This is a genomic window from Bradyrhizobium sp. ISRA430, assembly GCF_029909975.1.
GTDB lineage: Bacteria > Pseudomonadota > Alphaproteobacteria > Rhizobiales > Xanthobacteraceae > Bradyrhizobium.
In genome coordinates this window covers 1,911,415-1,931,879 of record NZ_CP094516.1, presented here as the reverse complement: position 1 = coordinate 1,931,879, position 20,465 = coordinate 1,911,415, and the positions used below count along the sequence as shown (strand labels likewise).

The 20,465-nt window shown below is 62.7% G+C and carries 19 protein-coding genes and 2 pseudogenes; 10 read left to right on the top strand and 11 right to left on the bottom strand.

Features of this window, described 5'->3' with window-relative positions; genetic code table 11:
- Positions 1-4: 4 nt before the first annotated feature.
- From MTX21_RS09880 to MTX21_RS09860, 5 genes are all read right to left on the bottom strand, one after another.
- Positions 5-559, bottom strand: a complete 555-nt coding sequence (locus MTX21_RS09880) for a TIGR02281 family clan AA aspartic protease (RefSeq protein ID WP_280964609.1) — start codon at positions 557-559, stop codon at positions 5-7.
- A gap of 28 nt (positions 560-587) precedes the next feature.
- The gene (locus tag MTX21_RS09875; protein ID WP_280964608.1) at positions 588-788 is read right to left on the bottom strand and encodes a DUF1289 domain-containing protein; all 201 of its coding nucleotides are present in this window, start codon (positions 786-788) and stop codon (positions 588-590) included.
- A 44-nt stretch (positions 789-832) separates the two neighbouring features.
- On the bottom strand, positions 833-2,428 hold the full coding sequence (locus tag MTX21_RS09870) for a HAMP domain-containing sensor histidine kinase (protein ID WP_280964607.1): 1,596 nt from the start codon (positions 2,426-2,428) through the stop codon (positions 833-835).
- A 136-nt stretch (positions 2,429-2,564) separates the two neighbouring features.
- Entirely contained in the window at positions 2,565-3,845 is a 1,281-nt protein-coding gene (nhaD, locus tag MTX21_RS09865) for a sodium:proton antiporter NhaD (protein ID WP_280964606.1), read from the bottom strand.
- Positions 3,846-3,966: 121 nt separating this feature from the next.
- Positions 3,967-4,836: an NAD(P)-dependent oxidoreductase gene (locus MTX21_RS09860; RefSeq protein WP_280964605.1), complete on the bottom strand. Its 870-nt coding sequence runs from the start codon at positions 4,834-4,836 to the stop codon at positions 3,967-3,969.
- Between the two features lie 207 nt (positions 4,837-5,043).
- Between MTX21_RS09860 and MTX21_RS09855 the strand changes: the two genes are divergently transcribed.
- The 4 genes and pseudogenes from MTX21_RS09855 to MTX21_RS09840 form a co-directional block, all read left to right on the top strand.
- Positions 5,044-5,493, top strand: a complete 450-nt coding sequence (locus MTX21_RS09855; protein WP_280964604.1) for a VOC family protein — start codon at positions 5,044-5,046, stop codon at positions 5,491-5,493.
- 54 nt (positions 5,494-5,547) lie between these two features.
- Positions 5,548-6,678, top strand: coding sequence for an Mrp/NBP35 family ATP-binding protein (locus MTX21_RS09850; protein WP_280964603.1), 1,131 nt, complete (start codon positions 5,548-5,550; stop codon positions 6,676-6,678).
- Positions 6,679-6,877: 199 nt separating this feature from the next.
- The gene (locus MTX21_RS09845; RefSeq protein WP_280964602.1) at positions 6,878-7,969 is read left to right on the top strand and encodes a TRAP transporter substrate-binding protein; all 1,092 of its coding nucleotides are present in this window, start codon (positions 6,878-6,880) and stop codon (positions 7,967-7,969) included.
- Positions 7,970-8,590: 621 nt separating this feature from the next.
- A pseudogene (locus tag MTX21_RS09840) lies at positions 8,591-8,922 on the top strand (hypothetical protein); the annotation flags it as partial.
- A 409-nt stretch (positions 8,923-9,331) separates the two neighbouring features.
- Here the strand turns inward: MTX21_RS09840 and MTX21_RS09835 are convergent.
- Entirely contained in the window at positions 9,332-10,363 is a 1,032-nt protein-coding gene (locus MTX21_RS09835) for an IS110 family transposase (RefSeq protein ID WP_280964601.1), read from the bottom strand.
- Positions 10,364-10,471: 108 nt separating this feature from the next.
- On the bottom strand, positions 10,472-10,645 hold the full coding sequence (locus tag MTX21_RS09830; RefSeq protein ID WP_280964600.1) for a hypothetical protein: 174 nt from the start codon (positions 10,643-10,645) through the stop codon (positions 10,472-10,474).
- 305 nt (positions 10,646-10,950) lie between these two features.
- Between MTX21_RS09830 and MTX21_RS09825 the strand changes: the two genes are divergently transcribed.
- Positions 10,951-11,415, top strand: a complete 465-nt coding sequence (locus tag MTX21_RS09825) for a hypothetical protein (RefSeq protein ID WP_280964599.1) — start codon at positions 10,951-10,953, stop codon at positions 11,413-11,415.
- Positions 11,416-11,590: 175 nt separating this feature from the next.
- Here MTX21_RS09825 and istB read toward each other — a convergent pair whose 3' ends face one another.
- Together istB and istA are read right to left on the bottom strand one after the other, a co-directional pair.
- Positions 11,591-12,334, bottom strand: coding sequence for an IS21-like element helper ATPase IstB (gene istB, locus MTX21_RS09820; protein ID WP_280964598.1), 744 nt, complete (start codon positions 12,332-12,334; stop codon positions 11,591-11,593).
- 11 nt (positions 12,335-12,345) lie between these two features.
- The gene (gene istA / locus MTX21_RS09815; RefSeq protein ID WP_280971017.1) at positions 12,346-13,884 is read right to left on the bottom strand and encodes an IS21 family transposase; all 1,539 of its coding nucleotides are present in this window, start codon (positions 13,882-13,884) and stop codon (positions 12,346-12,348) included.
- Between the two features lie 196 nt (positions 13,885-14,080).
- Between istA and MTX21_RS09810 the strand changes: the two are divergent.
- Both MTX21_RS09810 and MTX21_RS09805 read left to right on the top strand, forming a co-directional pair.
- A pseudogene (locus MTX21_RS09810) lies at positions 14,081-14,719 on the top strand (NADP-dependent oxidoreductase); the annotation flags it as partial.
- Positions 14,720-14,938: 219 nt separating this feature from the next.
- On the top strand, positions 14,939-15,682 hold the full coding sequence (locus MTX21_RS09805) for an IS5 family transposase (RefSeq protein ID WP_280964597.1): 744 nt from the start codon (positions 14,939-14,941) through the stop codon (positions 15,680-15,682).
- Here MTX21_RS09805 and MTX21_RS09800 read toward each other — a convergent pair.
- Positions 15,679-15,957: a hypothetical protein gene (locus MTX21_RS09800; RefSeq protein WP_280964596.1), complete on the bottom strand. Its 279-nt coding sequence runs from the start codon at positions 15,955-15,957 to the stop codon at positions 15,679-15,681. The two genes, MTX21_RS09805 and MTX21_RS09800, sit on opposite strands and share 4 nt — an antisense overlap.
- 74 nt (positions 15,958-16,031) lie before the next feature.
- Entirely contained in the window at positions 16,032-16,838 is an 807-nt protein-coding gene (locus MTX21_RS09795) for a hypothetical protein (RefSeq protein WP_280964595.1), read from the bottom strand.
- A gap of 270 nt (positions 16,839-17,108) precedes the next feature.
- On the opposite strand from MTX21_RS09795, the gene MTX21_RS09790 reads away from it, so the two are divergent.
- The 3 genes from MTX21_RS09790 (at position 17,109) to MTX21_RS09780 (ending at position 20,453) form a co-directional block, all read left to right on the top strand.
- Positions 17,109-17,783, top strand: a complete 675-nt coding sequence (locus MTX21_RS09790) for a response regulator transcription factor (RefSeq protein WP_280964594.1) — start codon at positions 17,109-17,111, stop codon at positions 17,781-17,783.
- Position 17,784: 1 nt separating this feature from the next.
- Positions 17,785-19,158, top strand: coding sequence for an ATP-binding protein (locus MTX21_RS09785; RefSeq protein ID WP_280964593.1), 1,374 nt, complete (start codon positions 17,785-17,787; stop codon positions 19,156-19,158).
- Between the two features lie 206 nt (positions 19,159-19,364).
- Positions 19,365-20,453, top strand: coding sequence for a TRAP transporter substrate-binding protein (locus MTX21_RS09780; RefSeq protein WP_280964592.1), 1,089 nt, complete (start codon positions 19,365-19,367; stop codon positions 20,451-20,453).
- Positions 20,454-20,465 lie beyond the last annotated feature (12 nt).

Below are 20,465 nucleotides of genomic sequence, written 5' to 3'. Positions count from 1 at the left end.
CGCTTTAGTCGACCGCCGTGCGCGCCCGGCGGCGGCTGCTTTGGAGCTCCGGGTAGCCGGTAAGCATCAGCGTATCGGCGCGCACGCCCCAGCTCTCCAGGCGGTCAAGGAAGCTCATGCCGAGCAGATTGGTCTTCATCTGCCCGCGCTGCACGACAAGCGCCGGCACCGATTTCTCGACGAGGTGGCCGACGGCCAGACGGTCGAGCGTGAGCCGGGCCGCCTTGGTATGACCGCCCGCGGTCTCCAGGTCGACGTCATATTCCAGCATCTCGAGCGGCAGCCCGATCGCTCTTGCGGTTTCCCAGGTCAGCACCACCGACGTTGCCCCGGTGTCGATCACCATCGGCGCGGTCACGCCGTTGATCTTCGCCCGCAGCGCGAATTCGCCGCCCTGGCCGCGCTGGATCTGTACGGCGGGAGCGGGCGCGGCGGCTTGTGCGCGGAACATGTGCGAGACCTTGTGGCTGGCGCGTGCAATCTGCGCAGGATCGCCATACGCGACGACCGCACCGGCGGTGCCGGCCAGCATGGCGAGAACGAGCAGGAATCGGATCATCGCGCGCCTCCGCCGACGCGCACGCAGGTCAGGTGCGCCTCGATCCGGCGATCGGCGCAAGTCCGGCCTCCGCCATGCGCGCCGCGAGCTGCGCCATCACCGCGAGCCGTTCCGCGCGCTCCATCGCATGCCAGCACGCGATCTCCGGCAGCGTACGGCCGCAGCCGAAGCACAGCTTGGTCTTGGGATCGATCATGCAGACGGCGACGCACGGCGTGTCTTTGCTCATTCGGACATAGTGAGGGATCGTCGGGTATGTCTGCAAGCATCTGTTTAAGAGCCCGTGCCTGCGCTCATGATCGGTCTGTGGCGCGGCCGGCGCTTCTCGTCGGGAACGATGGAACTCTCAGGCTGCAGCGGCGGCGAATCCTCCGTCAGCGGCGCCAGCGCGCTCATCACGCGCTCCGGCGGGAAGGTGACGATCACCTCGGTCCCGATGCGCAGCTTAGATTTCAGCGTGAACGTGCCGCCATGCAGGTCGATTAGGTTCTTGGCGATGGGCAGGCCTAGCCCTGCGCCCTGTTCGGCCGACTTGATCGAGTTGGAGCCTTGGCCGAAGGAGGCGAGCACGACCGGGATCTCGTCCTCGGGGATGCCGGAGCCAGTGTCCTTCACCGAGAGATACTGTCCGCCCGAGGCGGTCCAGCCGGCCTTGAGCCAGATCTCGCCGCCCTGTGGGGTGAACTTGATCGAGTTGGAGAGCAGATTGAGCACGACCTGGCGGATCGCGCGCTCGTCGGCCCACAGCCGCGGCATCGCCTGCTCGAACACCTCGTGGATGGTGATGCCGCGGCTCGAGGCGCGCAGCTTCATCAGGTGATGGCAATCGGCGACGATGCCGACCAGCGACACCGCTTCCTCGTTCAGCTCGTAGCGGCCGGCTTCGATCCGCGACAGGTCGAGGATCTCGTTGATGAGGTTGAGCAGATGCACGCCGGAATTATGGATGTCGGCGGAATATTCCTTGTAGACGGCGACCTGATGCGCGCCGAAAATCTCGCTCTTCATCACCTCGGAGAAGCCGAGGATCGCGTTCAGCGGCGTGCGCAGCTCGTGGCTCATCTGCGCGAGGAAGCGCGACTTGGCGACGTTGGCGGATTCGGCGCGGTGGCGCGCCTCGTCGGAGATCGCCTTAGCCTGCTCGAGCTCGCCGATCAGCGCATCCTTCTCGGCGCGCGCTTCCAGCGTGGCGAAGGTCGAGGAGTGCAGCCGGTGCGCCAGCAGCACGAAATAGCCTTCGGCCGCAAGCGCGAGCGCAGCCAGGATGTAATTGTCCAGTGAGCCGCTCATCGCGAAGCTCAAGGCCATCGCGACGGCGACGGGCGCGGTGGCGGCAAGCGCTGCAATCGGCAAATTGGCGGCCAGCATGCTCGACACTGCGATCACCAGCAGCATCAGGAACATCATCAGCGTTTCCGTGACCATGTCGAGCACGGGATGGATCAGGATCGCCATCCAGCACAGGCCATAGAGTAGATCGAGCACGACGAAGCGCGTCTGCCAGGTGCGCGTCGCGGCGGGCGAGGTCGGCTCGGCCAGAAAGCGCCGGCAGCTCCGGATCAGTGCCGCGTGGATGCAGAGCATGCCGCAGGTCCAAGCCGCGGCCGGGATCGGCTGCATCCACAGCCCGAACAACACGCCGGTCGCCACCACCAGCAGCATCACGACGTAGGAAGCAGACAGCCGCGTCTGGGCATATTGGCGCAGCAGCTCGGCGTCGAAGGCCGGCCGGGTTCCGCTGGTCGACGTTAACTTGTCGCGCGCCTCGCGCACCCGCTGCAAGGCAGCCCGGCGACTGCTCGCCGATGGCACGCTGACCGGCTCGGCCGGAAGCTGCACAACCTCGGGCTTTTCAGCGGGGTTACTCATCGAACAACAACGATTCCTGCCCACGCGGAGGCGGGCCTTCTGCATTGTCTATCTCTGGCAACAAATCCTTAAGAGCTGCCTTAAGGAGCTAAAGAATTACGTTAACGGGGCGTTAATTTCAGGCGGTGCGGCCCGCTCAATGCAGCGCCGCATGCTGCGCGATGTAGACCATGGCGCCGGCCAGATAGCCTGCGAGCGCGGGGCCACCGATGCGGCGTGCGTACCAGAGGAACTCGATCTTCTCGAGGCCCATGGCGGCGACGCCCGCGGCCGAGCCGATGATCAGGATCGAGCCGCCGGTGCCGGCGCAATAGGCGATGAACTCCCAGATGAAGCTGTCGGGCGGATATTGCGCCAGATTGTACATGCCCATCGTCGCCGCGACGAGCGGGACGTTGTCGATGACGGCACTCAGCAGGCCGAGGAGGATCACGATGATGTCCAGACGGCCGACCGTGGCATCGAGCCATTTCGCGAGCTGCTCCAGTATGTGGGCGTGCTCCAGGCACGCGACCGCCAAAAGAATGCCGACGAAGAACACGATGGAGCTCATGTCGATGCGGGTCAGCGCATGAACGAGGGTGAGGGGACGGCGCGCTTCCTCGTCCTTGTGGCGGTGAACGATCTCACCGACCAGCCAGAGGATGCCCAGCCCGAACAGGATGCCCATGAAGGGGGCGAGGTGGGTGGCGGCCTTGAAAACCGGAACGGCGATCAGCGTGCCGAGGCCGAGATAGAACATCAGGTTGCGCTCGAACAGCTCGATCTTGCGGCCCTGCATTTCCTGCTGCAGCGGAGGGATGATTTCCTTCCCTTTCACGAAGGAGCCGATGATCAGCAAGGGAATGAGCAGGTTGAGCAGTGACGGAAGAAACACCGCGCCCATGATGCTGACGGGAGAGATCTGGCCTCCGATCCAGAGCATCGTCGTGGTGACGTCGCCGATCACCGTCCAGGCGCCGCCCGCGTTGGCGGCGATCACGATGATCGACGCGAACCACAGCCGATCCTGCCTGTCGCCGATCAGCTTCTGAAGCAGCGAGATCATGACGATGGTGGTCGTCAGGTTGTCGAGGATCGCGCTCAGGAAGAAGGTCACGAAGCCGAGAATCCACATCAGCGTGGTCTGCCTCGTGGTGCGGATGAGCGAGGTGATAACCTCGAAGCCGTTATGGGCGTCGACCACCTCGACGATGGTCATGGCGCCGATCAGGAAGAAGACGATCTGCGCGGTCGACGAGACTGACTCGTCAAGCTGGTGATTGATGAGCGAGGCGTCGCCGACGGACAGCGCGTAGATGGTCCAGAGCAGGCCGGCTCCCAACAGAGCGGTAGCGCTCTTGTTGATACCTAGCGGGTGCTCGAGCGCGATGGCTGCATACGCAACGATGAAAACGGCGGCTATCACACTCAGCAAGTCAGTTCCCCCTGAACTTCTCTCTTAATGCACGCTTGCCCGGCCTCGTCGCAGCAGGCGCCGCATCGAGGCTCGGGACCGTCGCCGCCTGCCCGGTCAGCGAACGGGTTGGCAGCGCTCCTCAGCGCTGCAGGCGCGCAAGCAGGCTGGACGTATCCCAGCGCTTGCCGCCCATCTTCTCGACCTCGGCATAGAACTGGTCGACCAGCGCGGTCACCGGCAGGTTGGCGCCGTTGCGGCGGGCCTCCGCGATGCAGATCGACAGATCCTTGCGCATCCATTCCACCGCGAAGCCGAAATCGTACTTGTCCTCGTTCATGGTCTTGTAGCGGTTCTCCATCTGCCAGGATTGCGCCGCGCCCTTGGAGATGGTGTCGATCACGGCCGCCACGTCGAGGCCGGACTTCTTGGCGAAGTGGATGCCCTCCGAGAGGCCTTGCACGAGGCCGGCGATGCAGATCTGGTTGACCATCTTGGTGAGCTGGCCGGAGCCGGCCGGCCCGAGCAGCTTGCACATGCGCGCATAGGCCGCGATCACCGGCTCGGCGCCGGCATAGGCGTCCTTGGCGCCGCCGCACATCACGGTCAGCACGCCGTTCTCGGCGCCGGCCTGGCCGCCGGAGACCGGCGCGTCGACGAATTTGAAGCCGGCCTTGGTGGCGGCCGCATCGAGCTCGCGTGCGACCTCTGCGGAGGCAGTGGTGTGGTCGACGAAGGTCGCGCCCTTCTTCATGCCGGCAAAGGCGCCGTCGGGTCCGGTCGTGACCGCGCGGAGGTCGTTGTCGTTGCCGACGCAGCACATCACGAAATCCTGCCCTTCGGCGGCGGCCTTCGGGGTGCTGGCGGTCTTGCCGCCGAACTTGTCCGCCCAGTCCTTCGCCTTGGCCGCGGTGCGGTTGTAGACGGTGACCTCATGGCCTCCTTTTTTCACGAGGTGTCCGGCCATGGGGAAGCCCATCACGCCGAGACCGAGGAAAGCGACTTTAGCCATGTGTGTAACCTTGTCCGTAGTTTGGGTTTTTACGGTTATTGCCGGGCGAGGGGCGCCAGGTTCCGCTGCGAGGGCGGATCGCGCGCACCATAAACCCTTAAGGCCAGAGGGCAACGGCTTCGTTTGGCGCCCTCCTGTGCTAGGATGGCAGGACAAGCACTTCAAAAGACTTCAAAAGACCAAGGACTTCAAAAAAGGAGCGACGGCATGGGTGAGGATTTGGGCGTGAGCGTTGGCGTCCTCGATCATTTCAATATCCGGACCCGGAAGCTGGCGGAGACGGTCCGCTTCTATGAAGAGGTGCTCGGCCTGGAGAACGGCGCGCGGCCCAATTTCGCCTTTCCGGGGGCCTGGATGTACAGCGAGGGCAGGCCGGTGGTGCATCTCGTCGATATTTCTCCGACCGCGGAGCCACAAAAGCCGGATTCCGGCGTTGTCCACCACGTCGCTTTCGTCAGCCGCGGGTTCGACGGCATGAAGCGGCGGCTGACGGCCAAGGGCATGAAGTTCGAGTCCCGCCAGGTGCCCGGCGGCGACCTCTGGCAGATATTCGTCCACGATCCCAACGGGGTGATGATCGAGCTGAATTACGAGGCAGCCAAGGAACAGAGAGCGGCGGCGCCCGCCGAGATGGCTGACGATATCGGCAGGCAGTAGCCTTTTGGGCGTTTCCGCTCTAATGGGGCACATCTTGAGTTCAGGAGATGCGCTTTGAGCGTGACGCAGCAACAGGTTCTCGACAGCCTCAGCCGGATCAAATCGCCGCGCGGGGTCGCGCTCACCAATGCCAATGTGCTGAGCGCGATCAGTGCCTCTGACGGCAAGGTGTTCTTCTCGATCAATGTGGATGCCGCCGAGGCGCGGACCTGGGAGCCGGTTCGCGCCGAGGCCGAAGCCGCCGTGCGCGCCATTCCGGGTGTCACCACGGTCTTGGTGGCGCTGACCGCCGAGCGCAAGCCGGGCAGCACGCCGCCACCGGCACCGAGCCGCGGCGCGCCGGGAGTGCAGCCGGCCCATGCCCATCGGCCGCCGCAGGGCGCCGCCTCGCCGATGTCGCGGCAATCCGAGATCCCGGGCGTTGCCGCCGTGATTGCTGTGGCGTCCGGCAAGGGCGGTGTCGGCAAGTCGACCACCGCGCTCAACCTGGCGCTGGGGCTGCGCGACCTCGGGTTGAAGGTTGGGCTCCTCGATGCCGACATCTACGGTCCCTCGATGCCGCGGCTGACGGGCCTGCGCGACAAGCCGGAGCTGAACGGCGAACGCAAGATGATTCCGCTCAGGCGTTTCGGGCTCGCGATCATGTCGATCGGCTTCCTGGTGGAGGAAGAGACCGCGATGATCTGGCGCGGCCCGATGGTGATGTCGGCGGTGACGCAGATGCTGCGCGACGTCGAATGGGGCACGCTCGACGTGCTGGTGGTCGACATGCCGCCGGGCACGGGCGATGCCCAGCTCACGCTGGCGCAGAACGTGCCGCTGAAGGGCGCCGTCATCATCTCGACCCCGCAGGACCTGTCCTTGATCGATGCACGGCGGGGTCTTGCCATGTTCAGGAAAGTGAACGTGCCGGTGCTCGGCATCGTCGAGAACATGAGCTATTTCCAGTGCCCGCATTGCGGCACGAAGTCGGACATCTTCGGCCATGGTGGTGCCCGGCATGAGGCCGAGAAGCTTGGAGTTCCGTTCCTAGGCGAGGTCCCTCTGCACATGGCGATTCGCGCTACGTCGGATGCCGGCAGCCCGGTGGTCGACAGCGAGCCCGACGGACCCCATGCGGCGATCTACCGCGCCGTCGCAGAGAAGGTGCGGGACCAGCTCAAGGGCGTCATTGCAGCGGCCTGAGCTGGTTCGCAGTGGACATGCGACTTTCGTAGAGGTCCGTCATGCCAATGTCGCGTTCCGCAACCGGGGCTTCCGTGTTAAAGGCCCACGGCAGTCTAGCGCCATCGGTTCGACGCGATTTCTAATGAACGCATCGCCGAGATGAGCGGCGGCAAAAGAGAAGTTGAGGGGAAACGCCCCAGCAAGGAGAGACCTGAAGATGAAGCGTCGTGATTTTTTGAAGGTGTCGGCAGCAGGCGCGGCGGCGACCGCAGTGGCCTCGCCGGCGATTGCGCAGTCCTCGCCGGAAGTGAAGTGGCGCCTGACTTCGAGCTTTCCGAAGTCGCTGGATACGATCTATGGCGGTGCGGAGTATCTCGCCAAGCAGGTCGCCGAGATGACCGACAACAAGTTTCAGATCCAGGTCTTCCAGGCGGGTGAGATCGTTCCGGGTCTGCAGGCGCTCGACGCGACCCAGAAGGGCACGGTCGAGATGTGTCACACCGTCTCCTACTACTATGTCGGCAAGGACCCGACCTACGCGATCTTCGCCTCGGTGCCGTTCGGGCTGAATGCGCGTCAGCAGAATTCCTGGCTCTATCAGGGCGGCGGCAACGAACTCGCCAACGAGTTCTTCAAGAAGTCGGCGAACGCCATCGCATTCCCCTGCGGCAACACCGGCACGCAGATGGGCGGCTGGTTCCGCAAGGAGATCAAGACGGTTGCCGATCTCTCGGGCCTGAAATTCCGAATCGGCGGCATCGCCGGTCAGGTATTGCAGAAAGTTGGAGTCGTGCCGCAGCAGCTCGCCGGCGGTGACATCTATCCGTCCCTGGAGAAGGGCACCATCGACGCCGCCGAATGGGTCGGTCCCTATGACGACGAGAAGCTCGGCTTCGCAAAGGTTGCGAAGTACTACTACTACCCGGGCTTCTGGGAAGGCGGCCCGACCGTCCACGCATTCGCGAACCTCGACAAGTGGAACGAGCTTCCGAAGGCCTACCAGGCGATCCTCACCAATGCGGCCGCCAACACCAACTCCTGGATGGCAGCGCGATACGACCTGCAGAACCCGGCGGCTTTGAAGCGCCTCGTCGCCGGCGGCACGCAGCTCCGTCCGTTCACCAACGAGGTGCTCGAGGCCTGCCTCAAGGCAACCAATGAGCTGTGGGCGGAGATTTCGGCCAAGAACCCCGACTTCAAGAAGGTGATCGACGCCATGCAGGCCTACCGCTCCGACGAGTATCTGTGGTGGCAGGTCGCCGAATACACCTACGACAGCTTCATGATCCGCTCGCGCACCCGCGGCTGATCCTGAACGATCGCTCGACAACAGAGCCCGGCCTCGCTCGCGAGGCCGGGCTTTTTTGCGGCGGTCGCGCGCATATCGAATGCAGGGCCCCGGAGCGAAGGCTCCGGGGCGTTGCCGCCGCAGCGTGTTGGAGGGCGCCCAACCAAAATATGGAAAACAACCCCATGCAAAGTAGACGAGGGGTGAGGGCACGATGCCCTGTGGATGCTGCCAACGGTTTGACACGTCGGACCAAATCGGCAGAACGAGGCAATCACCGCGCAGCCGAGGCCGGTGCAGGTCATTCGCCTGACGGCGCGCATCCGGAATGACATCGTCATTTTACGCGGGTGTGCTCCCACACCGTCATTGCGAGCGGAGCGAAGCAATCCAGAGTCCCTCTGCGCAAAGATCCTGGAGTGCTTCGCCACGCTCGCAATGACGAGTGGGTGGAGTTGGGCTCCCGCCCGGCGCTGCGCATTCGCGGCGACCGCCGCCATCAGCGCGCGCTGGCGAAGGTGACGGGCTTCGCTCCACGGATCCCGCGATCTGCGAAGCCGTTTGACACGTCGGGCAAAACAGTGTCAGAAAAGCGATTATCGTATAATCCGAATTTGCGCCTCGCCGATCTTTGGAGTGACGATGAGCTTCGATCCTGATGAAGTTCAAAGCGCGCTGAGCAAGGCATGGTCATTGTCCACTGCCAGCAAATGGACTCCGAACAATCCCGCAGCAGGGCAATGCAATGTCACTTCGCTGCTGATTCATGAACTCTTTGGCGGTGACTTACTGAAGACGCCTCTACCGGCCGGCGACCATTTTTACGATCGGATCGGAGGCCGGAGGTTTGACTTCACGGCGAGCCAGTTCGATCAGCCAATCGCCTACATGGACTTGCCTACAAATCGGGCCGACGCAGAACAGGAGCAACAAACGACGAACTAGCTGAACTCAGAGCGGCTTTTCAGGAGCACCGTACCAAGTCGGGTCCAGCTCGATCGTCAGTCCCAGTGACTAGGCCGTGTACCCATAAACCCGGCGGCGTGATGTGACTAAAGCAATGTCTGCTTTGCCCCTATAGCGACCGACTTCGTGCGGCAGCGCAATATGTCGCGATGGGCCATGTGTGGACGGCTCCGGGTTGGCAAGAAGAATCTTCACTTTGCAGCATTGGTCGGAGCAGCCATGTGTTCGGCCTGTTTACGCGGTACGCATGACCGCTGGCCATAATGCCCTCCGCGGATCAGGTCCCGGTCAATAGCACGCATTCGACGATGCTGTGGCCCAAGTGGGTTGTCCTGATCGCCGGATCGACCGGCGCTGCATTAGTGCTGTTCGCCCTTCCAACCGTTACGTCACACCCGGATGACCGGTGTGATCTCGTCACGCCGCGAGAGCGACGGGTTCATTGTAACGTTCGTTCCTTGCCATCATCGCCCAAGCCATCCGGGCGAGTTTGTTGGCGAGCGCAATGGCGGCGACCTTGGTGGGGCGCCGGGCCAACAATCGGGTGAGCCAGGGCCGATGATTGGTGCCATGGATCTTGGCATAGCGGATCACTGCGAGCGCGCCAGCCGTGAACAGGCTACGCAAATAGCGATCCCCTTGTTTGCTGATATTGCCAAGCTTGTCCTTGCCCCCGCTCGAGTTCTGCTTCGGCACGAGCCCAACCCAGGCCGAGAAGTCTCGTCCCGATCGGAAAGCCTTGGGATCCGCAATGCTGGCGACCAGAGCTGTTGCCAGCGCCGGCCCGACGCCGGGGATCGCGTCCAGCCGTTTGCTCGTCACGCTTGATCGATGCCAGGCGATGATGCGTCGGTCGAACTCCAGGATTTGAGCCTTCAGTGCGCGCAATTGACTGCCGAGAGCAGCAAGACACGCACGGGCCACCTCGGGGAGCCGGTGGTCGGCTGTATCGGCGACGACTTCCAGCAGTTGCTCGACACCCCTGCGCCCGACAGGGGCAACAATCCCGAACTCGGCGAGATAGGCGCGGATTGAGTTGATCACGGCAGTCTGCTGGCGGATGAAGAGATGGCGCGCCCGGTGAAGCATCAGACAGCTTTGTTGCTCGACCGTCTTGGTCGGCACGAACCGCATGTTGGGTCTCGTGACTGCCTCGCAAATTGCCTCCGCGTCGGTGCTGTCGTTCTTCTGCCGCTTGACGTAGGGCTTCACATAGGCCGGAGGCATCAATCGCACCGTATGCCCTAACAACTGCAACTCGCGGGACCAATGGTGCGATGATGCGCAAGCCTCGATCCCCACCAGGCATGGCGGCAGCTTCTGGAAAAACGCCAGGACGTGCCGGCGCCTCAACTGGCGGCGTATGACCACCTGGCCGGCTGCATCAACGCCGTGTACCTGAAAGACGGACTTCGCGATATCCAAACCGATAGTCGAAATTGGCTGCATAGGCCGCTCCTCCGAATCGTGGGAGCCTCAAAACGGCGCCCATTCCTTGGCACTCTCGTGCCGGTGGAGGAGCCGTCCACAGCATCACAAGCGGACAAGGCTACGCTTTCAAGTAACGGAAATGTCTAGTCCAGCAGGATCGCGGTTGACGAACAAACGGGTTCTATCGTCATCGTCAAACTCGATTGCTATCTCGTCCGCGCGATGACGCCAAACAACTCGGACCGTTTTTCCTTTCAACAGCTCCGTCAATTTCTCAGCCTCTTGCTCTAGCTCTGTCACGGGATTTCTCCGCTGATGCTGCACGCTTTGCTTACGATGTAGGTAAGCATCCTTTCGCTCTGCTAACGAACTCTGCTCAAATTATATCGATGCTGGAGGCGAAGTCCGGTTGGGGTCACGAGCGTCGACCTCTCCGATAGACGGAGGCCGGGCGATTTCCGATATTCCCCCGTTCGCGACCGAGGTCGTGCGGCGATGCAATAGGTCGCGAAGGGCCAATAGGCGACCTACATCATCCTTCAGGTCGTTGTACCGGACCTGCCTTTCCACTAGCCTTCGAACTTGGAATACCCAAGGGAGGGGTTATGAACCGCACCATCAATCGGCAGATTATTCTCTCCGTGGTACCCAAGGGGAAGCTTTCGGTCCACGATTTCAAAATGCGTGAGGCCCCAATCCCAATACCAAACGAAGGAGAGCTTCTGCTCAATGTGCGCCTAGTTTCTCTTGATGCTGCCAATCGAGCCTGGATGCATCGCGAGACCTATCGTGCAGCCGTGGAGGCAGGAAACGTGATGGACGCCTACGGTATCGCCGAAGTTGTTGACAGTAAGGCTACCGGCTTCGCTCCGGGAGACCTCGTCTTCACGACTACAGGCTGGCAAGACTACATCGCTGTACCAGCCAGCAACGTGACCAAAGTCGAACGGGTGGACCCCCTCACGCACTTGTTGAGCGCCTACGGTGCTGATTCCGATGATCTCGCCCGGGTGTACCGATTTGATCTCGCCCAGGATTCCGAGATGATCTCGCCCACCATTCCGATTTGATGTCGCCCGGGGCGTGAGGCGTTCTGGCTGTCTGGTTTCTGGCATCGGCGAAGCCGCGTGGTCAATCTTGAATCGCGGCTCGACGGGCGGGTTTTTCTGTTGCTCCTGCTGTGGGCATGTGGGCAACGCCCTTCGCGTTGTCCAAGCGTAGCGGCATGTCCACAGCGCCACAGGCTCAGGCCTTTCGGTCGGGTTTGCGGGTTCGCCGCATGCTTTCGCCGTTGAGATCGATCCGGTGGGCGTTATGGACCAGGCGGTCGAGGACGGCGTCAGCGTAGGTGGGATCGCCGATCAGCGCGTGCCATTGATCGACCGGGAGCTGGCTGGTGACGATGGTGGAGCGGCGGCCGTAGCGGTCCTCGAGGATCTCCAGGAGGTCGTGGCGGGCCGCGGCGTCGAGCGGCTCGAGGCCCCAGTCGTCGAAGATGAGGAGATCGACGCGGCCAAGCGCGCGCAACAGGCGGGAGTGGCGGCCATCGCCGCGCGCCAAAGCAAGATCGGTGAACAGCCGCGGGACGCGCTGGTAGAGCACGGAGCGATTGTCGCGGCAGGCCTTGTTGCCGAGCGCTGAGGCGAGCCAGCTTTTGCCGACGCCGGAGGGCCCGCAGATTAGCAGATTGGCGTGGTCATCGATCCAGCGGCCTTCGACCAGCATCGTCAGCAGGCTGCGGTCGAGGCCGCGTGGGGTGCGGTAGTCGATGTCTTCGACGCAGGCCTCCTGGCGCAGCTTGGCGTATTGCAGCCGCTTCGACAGCCGCTTGTCGCGTCGCAATGACGCTTCGCGTTCGAGCAGCAGCGCGAGCCATTCGGCGTGGCCGAGGCTTGCGGCCTCGCCGCCGGCTTCGATGTCGGCGAAGGCCTTGGCCATGCCATGCAGGCCGAGCGCGTAGAGTTGATCGAGGGTCGGATGCGTAAGCAAGACGTGATCTCCTAATTGTAGTAGCGCGGCCCGCGGATGTTGGGATGAAGGATCGGCGCGTCGTCCGCGGAGCGCTTGGGTGAAGGACGCCGATCGAGATTGTTGGCAAGGATCGATTTGACCGAGCCGTAGGTGCGCGCGCCAATATCGATCGCCCGCATGGCGGCGGCATCGAGCCGCTCGTGCCCGTAGGATCGGGCGAGCCGGATGATGCCGAGACAGGCGCGGAAGCCCTGTTCCGGATGCGCGCGCTCGTCGAGGATCAGGTCGCACAGCGCCGCGGTGGCCGGCCCGATCGAGGCTGCGTCCTTACGGATGCGCTCGATAGTCCAGCCAGCGTAGCGCCGATGACTGGAGGCCATGTGCTCCGGCACCGTCGTGTGCTTGTGGTTGCCGCTCATGCGCTGATGCGCGGCGATCCGCTCACCCTTGTGGAAGATCTCGACGGTGCGAGCCGTGAAGCGCACCTCCACCTCGGCGCGGACGAAGCGATGTGGAACGCTGTAGTAATGCGCCTCGACCTCGACGTGATAATCGATGCTGACCCGGCAGATCCGCCACTCGGCGAACACGTAAGGGTTCTCCGGCAAGGCCTTGAGCGCGGGCCAATCGATCTCCTCCAACAGCTTGCGGCGGGTCACGCCGAGCCGCCGGATCGGCCGCTCCTCGTTGAGCCGGGTGAGCAACTCGGCGATCGCCGCATTGACCTCGGCGAGGCTGTGGAAGATGCGGTGGCGCAGCCGCCCGAGCAGCCAGCGCTCGACCATGAGGACCGCCTGCTCGACCTTCGCCTTGTCTCGTGGTCGTCGCGGCCTGGCTGGCAGAATGGCCGAGCCGTAATGCGCCGCCATGTCGGCGTAGCTGCGGTTGATCTGCGGATCGTAGAGGCAGGCCTTGATCACCGCGACTTTGGTGTTGTCCGGCACCAGCAGCGCCGGCACGCCGTTGATCGCCTCGAAGGCGCCGACGTGGCCGCTGATCCAATCGGCGAGCCCCTGCGTCCAGGTCGCCTGCGCGTAGGTGAAGCTGGAAGCGCCGAGCACCGCGACGAAGATCTGCGCGGCGCGCCGCTCGCCGCTGAGCCGGTCGATCACGACCGGCACGCCGTCACCGGCATAATCGACGAACAGCTTGTCGCCGGCCGCATGCGACTGGCGCATCGTCACCGACAGCCGGCCTTCCCAGGCGCGGTAGAGCTCGCAGAAACGCGAATAGCGATACCCGCCGGGCTCGCTTGCGATGTACTCCTCCCACAGGATCGACAGCGTCACGTGCTTGCGCCGGAGCTCGCGGTGCACCGCCGCCCAGTCCGGCTCCGCCTGCCGGCGATGGCCCCGCCGCGTGCCGGAACCCGCACCGGCGCTGGCGAACAGCCGGGCCTCCAGATCAGTGTCGGTGACGTCATCGGGCAGCGGCCAGGTCAGCCCCGATGCCTCGAACCGCCGGATCGTCAGCCGCACCGTCGAAGGCGCCGTCCCCAACCGCCGCGCAATCTCGCGGGTCGGCATCCCAGCCGACTTCAATCTGATCACTTCGCGCACATGGCGCATCGCAAGCCTCTCCGTCGGCATCCAGGTCCCCCTTCGCAAAGCCGAAAGGCGGGACCGTATCGGAGCCAGAAGAGGCCTCGTCACCCCGGGCGACATCATCCCGGAATGGTGGGCGAGATCATCTCGGAATGGTGGGCGACATCAAATCGGAACGGTGGGCGAGATCATTCCGGAATGGTGGGCGACATCGAGCGGAATCAGCACCTACGGCATTGCCGGCCGTACAGCCTATCACGGCTTGCTTTCAATCGGACAGCCGAGAGAAGGCGAGACCGTCGTCGTGTCAGCCGCTGCCGGTTCGGTCGGGACTTTCGTCGGTCAGATCGCAAAAATAAAGGGTTGTCGCGTAATTGGGATTGCCGGTTCGGCCGAGAAGTGCGGTTGGCTCGTACGTGAGCTCGGGTTCGATGATGCCGTTAACTACAAAGAGGGTGACCTGACTAAGGCTTTGAAAGCTGCCTCACCAGCAGGCATCGACATATACTTTGACAATGTGGGCGGCACGACTTTTGAGGTCTGCGCATCGCAAATGAAATTGCACGGCCGCATCGTATGCTGCGGAGCGGTATCAAGCTATGATGGTGACCTTTCCGACGCACGCCCCCGTGTCAATCCGTCCCAGATCGTGGTCAAGCGCCTTATGGTGAAGGGCTTCATCATGAGCGATTTCAATGCCGAACGAAATCTCGCTTTGGCAGACCTGAAGGCGTGGGTTATGGCGGGACGCATCAAGGTCATCGAAGATGTTTGCGATGGCCTTGAGAGCCTTCCAGCAGCTTTGGTCGGGCTGCTGGCGGGCGAAAATCGCGGCAAGCGCATGGTTCGGGTGCAATAGCGATCCACAGCGGAAGTGCCACCCAACGGATCTTTGGCAGCAATCCTTCGGGGAAACGGTTTGTAAGTTCCGCTTCGGGTCATTTTCGACGCATTTGGCAGAGATTGAGGGCTGGTTGATGTCCGCTCCTGTCCGTATGCGCCGTACCAGGAGCGGGCCAGGAGCGTTGCGTTTGGCCGGACTGCCGTGATTCAAACTCCCGAACTGGGGGCTCGAATCATGCGCTACGAACTCGCCGACCATGAATGGACCGCCATCAAGCCGATGCTGCCGAACATGCCGCGTGGCGTTCCTCGAGTGAACGACAGACGGGTCCTGAATGGCATCTTCTGGGTCCTCCGATCAGGAGCACCCTGGCGTGATCTGCCGACGGCGTTTGGCCCATACACCGTCAGGTGGCGGCGGGCCGGTGTTTGGGGCCGCATCATAGAAGCGCTTTCCACTGCCCATGATGCCGCTGTCCAGATGATCGACACCTCCATTGTCCGCGTGCATCAGCATGGAGCCTGCATCACAAGGAACCAGCGCCAATCGATGGGAAGGTCCCGCGGCGGCTTGACGAGCAAAATCCATGCGGTGGTCGATGGCAATGGTCTGCCGGTACGGCTGGCGCTGAGCCCCGGTGAGGCCCATGACGTTCGACTCGCCGGAAAACTGCTGTCTCGTCTGAAATCCGGGTCAATGCTGCTTGCCGACCGTGGCTATGACGCGGACTGGATCAGGGAGCTTGCCATGAAGAAGGGCGCGTGGGCGAACATCCCGCCGAAAAGCAATCGCAGCGATCCGATCTGCTCCAGCCCCTATCTCTATCGTGCTCGCAACCAGGTCGAGCGGTTCTTCAACAGGATCAAACAATGTCGTCGGGTGGCGACGCGCTACGATAGGCTCGCCGCCAACTACCTCGCATTCGTTCAACTCGCGTCAATCAGGCTATGGCTGCGCCTTAATGAGTCCGCGTCCTAGAATCCCTGTGACTCGTAAGCAAACACCGCTTCATCCCGCTCGAAGACGAACTGAGGTCGCTGCATCGCTGGTGTTTTTCTGTCGAGTTGCTTCACTACAGCTCCATCGACGTCAAAAACATGATTTTCGTCCAAGCCGGCCGGAGTCGCATGGTACAAAAATGCATCGCCCGCGTCTTGGCATGCGCCAAACCCATTCATCGCGCCGTCTCGATAGTCGAGCTTGAGAACGAACTTTTTGAATCGCGAAGCGGGGGGCGCTTTCTCGACGGGCATGATCGAGATCAGACCTGGCCAGAGCAGAGGATATGACTCCGCCGGCCATCGACCGGGAACGTGAGGCAGTCGGCCTACGATCTGGCCACTCCGAATCGGTTGGCCGCTCCAAGGCTCCCCTGGCCAAATTTTCGAATGAAGCTCCAGACAGTTCCTCGGACGGTATTCAGTTCAATTGCGCTAGGTAAAGTCCAAAATCGAGGGCGTCCCTCGGGCCACAACTCCCGAAGCTTTGCGCGGAGGTCGTCCGGCAAGACAATTCTTCGGAAGGTCTCGCACGTCCGAATATACGCAGGTTGGTCGGACGGCTTGGGATTTGGAAAATCATAGCCCCAGGGCCCAGGTAACGCTCCCAGTTGCACGTAATCTTTGGCCGACTTCTCCCGCCAAAGCTCCCATTCTTCCCGCGTCGCTCGGTCGATCCGCGCTCCCAAAAACTTGAGTTTGCCGAGCGGATTATCGTAGGCAGCCTCCGTCATGTAGCCCACTCCGATCGAGAGGTCTGCCACATCGTCGAACCAGACGACCAACGGCAAGACATCAGGCGGCACGTCGTAGTTCTCGGAAGTCAGCCCCGAACATGCCTGCAGTGTTCGTACCATGACGGCGTGGCCGTCGCGCGTAGCTGCGGCCATGGCCTTTGGGCTAAGCGTTGAATCATCGGATAGCCCGCCACCGCGCCAGCGCGTCAGGCGAATGCTACAGGCCACGACGTAATCGAAGTACAGCTTTTCTCTAGTTTGCGTGACTTCGAAATTGGCCCTAAACCGATAAAAATACCCATTATCCTTTGCGTACTGCTGATGTACTTGCTGAGGATAGGCAGGCACCACCCCAAGGATGATCGCAACAGCAAGTAGCCACTTCTTGGGGCGGGCCAAACACGGAAGTCGTTGGTTCCAAAGCATGCCAATCATCTTGACTGCACAACGTTAATTTCCGCTAAGGGTCCCGAAGCGGCGGTAATGCCTTCTCCCCACGCTCTGACGGCAACATTCGCCGCCTCGTGAGGAGACGTCCTGATTGGCTTACACGAAGCTGACAGGCAGGAACGATCGACCTGCCGACGGCCTTTTTCGCTGGCCGAGGCGCCCGGAATGGTAGAATGAGCGAAGATACGGCGCGAGCCGCGCAGTTACACCGGGAATGTGATGCGCCTTCTGATCGTCGAGGACAATGCCGAGCTGTCGCGACTCGTCGCGAGCGGCCTATCGGCGGCAGGCTATGAGAGCGACATCGTGAGCAGCGCCGGAGAGGCGCGCGAGGCGGTGCGCAACGTCAGCTATGCCGCGATGATCCTCGACCTCGGCCTGCCCGACGGCGACGGCCTCTCGGTGCTGCGCGAGCTCCGCCGGCAGATGGATCCGCTGCCGGTCCTGGTGCTGACCGCGCGTGGCGGGCTGCAGGACCGCGTCAACGGCCTGCGTAGCGGCGCCGACGACTATCTTGCCAAGCCCTTCGCAATGGAGGAGCTGGTGGCACGGCTGGAGGCGATCCTGCGCCGGCCCGGCCAATTGCTCGGCCGCTCGCTGCGCCTGGCCAACCTCGTCTACGACACCGAGAGTCGCCAGATCTTCGTCGACGATCAGCCGCGGATCATCTCTGCACGCGAGAGCGCGGTGCTGGAGATCCTCCTGCGCCGGCAGGGGCGGGTGGTACCGAAGAAGAACGTCGAGGATCACATCTTCGGCCTCGACGGCGAGGTCGCCTCCAATGCGGTGGAGGTCTACGTCTCGCGGCTGCGCAAGCAACTCGCCGAGCATGGCGCCAAGGTCGTGATCCATACCATTCGCGGCGTCGGCTATCTGATGGCCGAGGAGAAGTAGCGTGTCCGCGGCCGGCGCCTATGCGAGAACGCCGACGTTCAAGTCGCTGATCTGGCGAATCGTGTTCCTGCACATCGTTGCCGTGGCGGTGGTCGCGATCTTCCTGCCGCTGCTGCTGTTCTGGCTGCTCAACTCGGAGATCGGCCAGCTCCATCGCGACGCCATGCGCGCGCAGGCTGAAGTGCTGGCGGAGCGCATCGCGGTGCAGCCGGACGGTACCTTGACGTTCAACCTGCCGGACAGTCTTAGGGGACTCTATTCCGACGCCTATGGTCGTTACCAGTACGACATCCGCGATGGCAACGGCCGGCTGCTGTTCTCGTCGCATCGGCGCCCCGGCTCACCGGCACCGCCCCTGTCCGAGACCATTTCCGGCGCGGGCGTCAGCAGGACCATCGACGGCAAGACCGTTCGCATCCAGGTCGCCGAGGATCTCGCTCATCGCGACGTGATCATCGACGACATCGTCTCGAACTTCTTTCGCCGGGTGGGGTGGACCACCATCCCGATCCTGCTGGTCCTGCTCGCCACCGACATCGTCATTTTCCGCCGCGCGATCGCGCCGCTGTGGAAGGCCTCGGAGGAGGCGAGCAATATCGGCCCATCGCGCACCGACATCCGCCTGCCGACAGAGCTGATCCCGCGCGAGATCGTGCCGCTGGTCACTGCCGTCAACCAGGCGCTCGACCGTCTCGAGGACGGTTTTCGCGTGCAGCGGCAGTTCACGGCCGACGCCGCGCATCAGTTGCGCACGCCGCTTGCGATCCTGCGTACGCGGATCGACACGCTCGGCGATGGCGCGGCGAGGGAAGCGCTGCATGCCGACATCGAGAGTATGGGCCGGATCGTCGCCCAGCTCCTCGAGATCGCCGAACTCGACACGCTGGTGATCGAGCCGGGCGAGACCGCGGACCTGCGCGCGGTCTGCGCCGAGGTGATCGGCGCGATCGCGCCGCTCGCGCTTTCCCAGCGCAAGGACATCGCGCTGAAAGGCACCGAGGCGCCGGTGATGATCCACGGCAATTCCGTGATGCTGCAGCGGGCGATCTTCAACCTCGCGGAAAACGCGATCAAGTTCACCGCGAAGGACACCTCCGTCGACATTGAGGTGCGCGACGATGGCTCGGTGCGGGTGCGCGACTGCGGCCCCGGCATTGCCGAGGCCGAGCGCGAGCTGATCTTCCAGCGCTTCTGGCGCGCCGACCGCCAGCGCACTGACGGCGCCGGCCTGGGGTTGTCGATCGTGCGTGGTGTCGCGGAGGATCACGCCGCAAGCATCTGCGTGGAAAACCTCCCCGGCGGCGGTGCGGAGTTCACGCTGCGCTTCAGGCTGGCGGACAACGATTCAACCAAAACCCATCCCGCTTTAGCGTGACCGGCCGGCACCCAGCGGGTCCACGTCACTTTGTGCCCCGCCTCTCTGCCGCCTAAGCCTAAAGTCGTAGATCGAAATGGCCGGCGAGGTCAGGCATTTTCACTCCCTCAGCTTGATCGGGATGGAAATCGGCAACGCGATGTTCCATGCTGGCATCCAAGCCTCGGCAAGAAGGCTCGCAATCACAATCCATCAGGGTAGGAAACATGAAGAGAAGAGACTTCATCAAAGTCGCTGGACTTGGTGCGGCGGGAGCCGCGACGGTCGCTGCTCCGGCAATCGCGCAGTCGATGCCGGAGATCAAATGGCGTATGCCGACGAGCTGGCCGAAATCGCTCGATACGCTCTATGGCGGCGCCGAGATGATGGCCAAGATGGTGGCCGAAGCCACCGACAACAAATTCCAGATCCAGACATTTGCCGGCGGCGAAATCGTGCCTGGCCTTCAGGTGCTCGATGCCGTGCAGAACGGTACCTGCGAGATCGGACATACCGCCTCCTACTATTATTTCGGCAAGGATCCGACCTTCACCTTCGGCTCGTCGGTGCCGTTCGGTCCGAACATGCGCATCAACCAAGCCTGGTACATGCTGGGTGGCGGCAAGGAGATCCTCAACGAGTTCTACAAGAAGTACAACGTCACCTCACTGCTCGCCGGCAACACCGGCTGCCAGATGGGCGGATGGTTCCGCAAGGAGGTCAAGACGCCTCAGGACTTCAGCGGGCTGAAATTCCGCATCGGCGGCTTCGCCGGCCGCGTGCTTCAGAAGCTCGGCGCAGTGCCGCAGCAGATCGCCGGCGGCGACATCTATCCGGCGCTGGAGAAGGGCACGATCGATGCCGCCGAATGGGTAGGCCCCTACGACGACGAGAAGCTCGGCTTCGTCAAAGTCGCCCCGCATTACTACTTCCCAGGCTGGTGGGAAGGCGGACCGATGCTGCTCGCCTTCGTCAATCTCGACAAGTGGAATGCGCTCCCGAAGCACTATCAGAACATTCTCGAGCAGGCAGGCCACTACTCCAACAACTGGATGATGGCGAAGTACGATCAATCCAATCCGCAAGCGTTGCGCCGCCTGATCGGTGCGGGCGCCAAGCTGCATCCGTTCTCGCCAGAGGTCATGCAGGCCTGCTTCAAGGCGGCGAAGGAACTCCACAAAGAGGTCTCGGACAGCAACGCAGACTTCAAGAAGGTCTACGAATCCCTGACGAACTTCTCCAACAACGGCTATCAGTGGTTCCAGGTCGCCGAAGTCGGCTACGACAACTTCATGGCCCGCAACTCGCAGAGCTGATCGAAACACCCA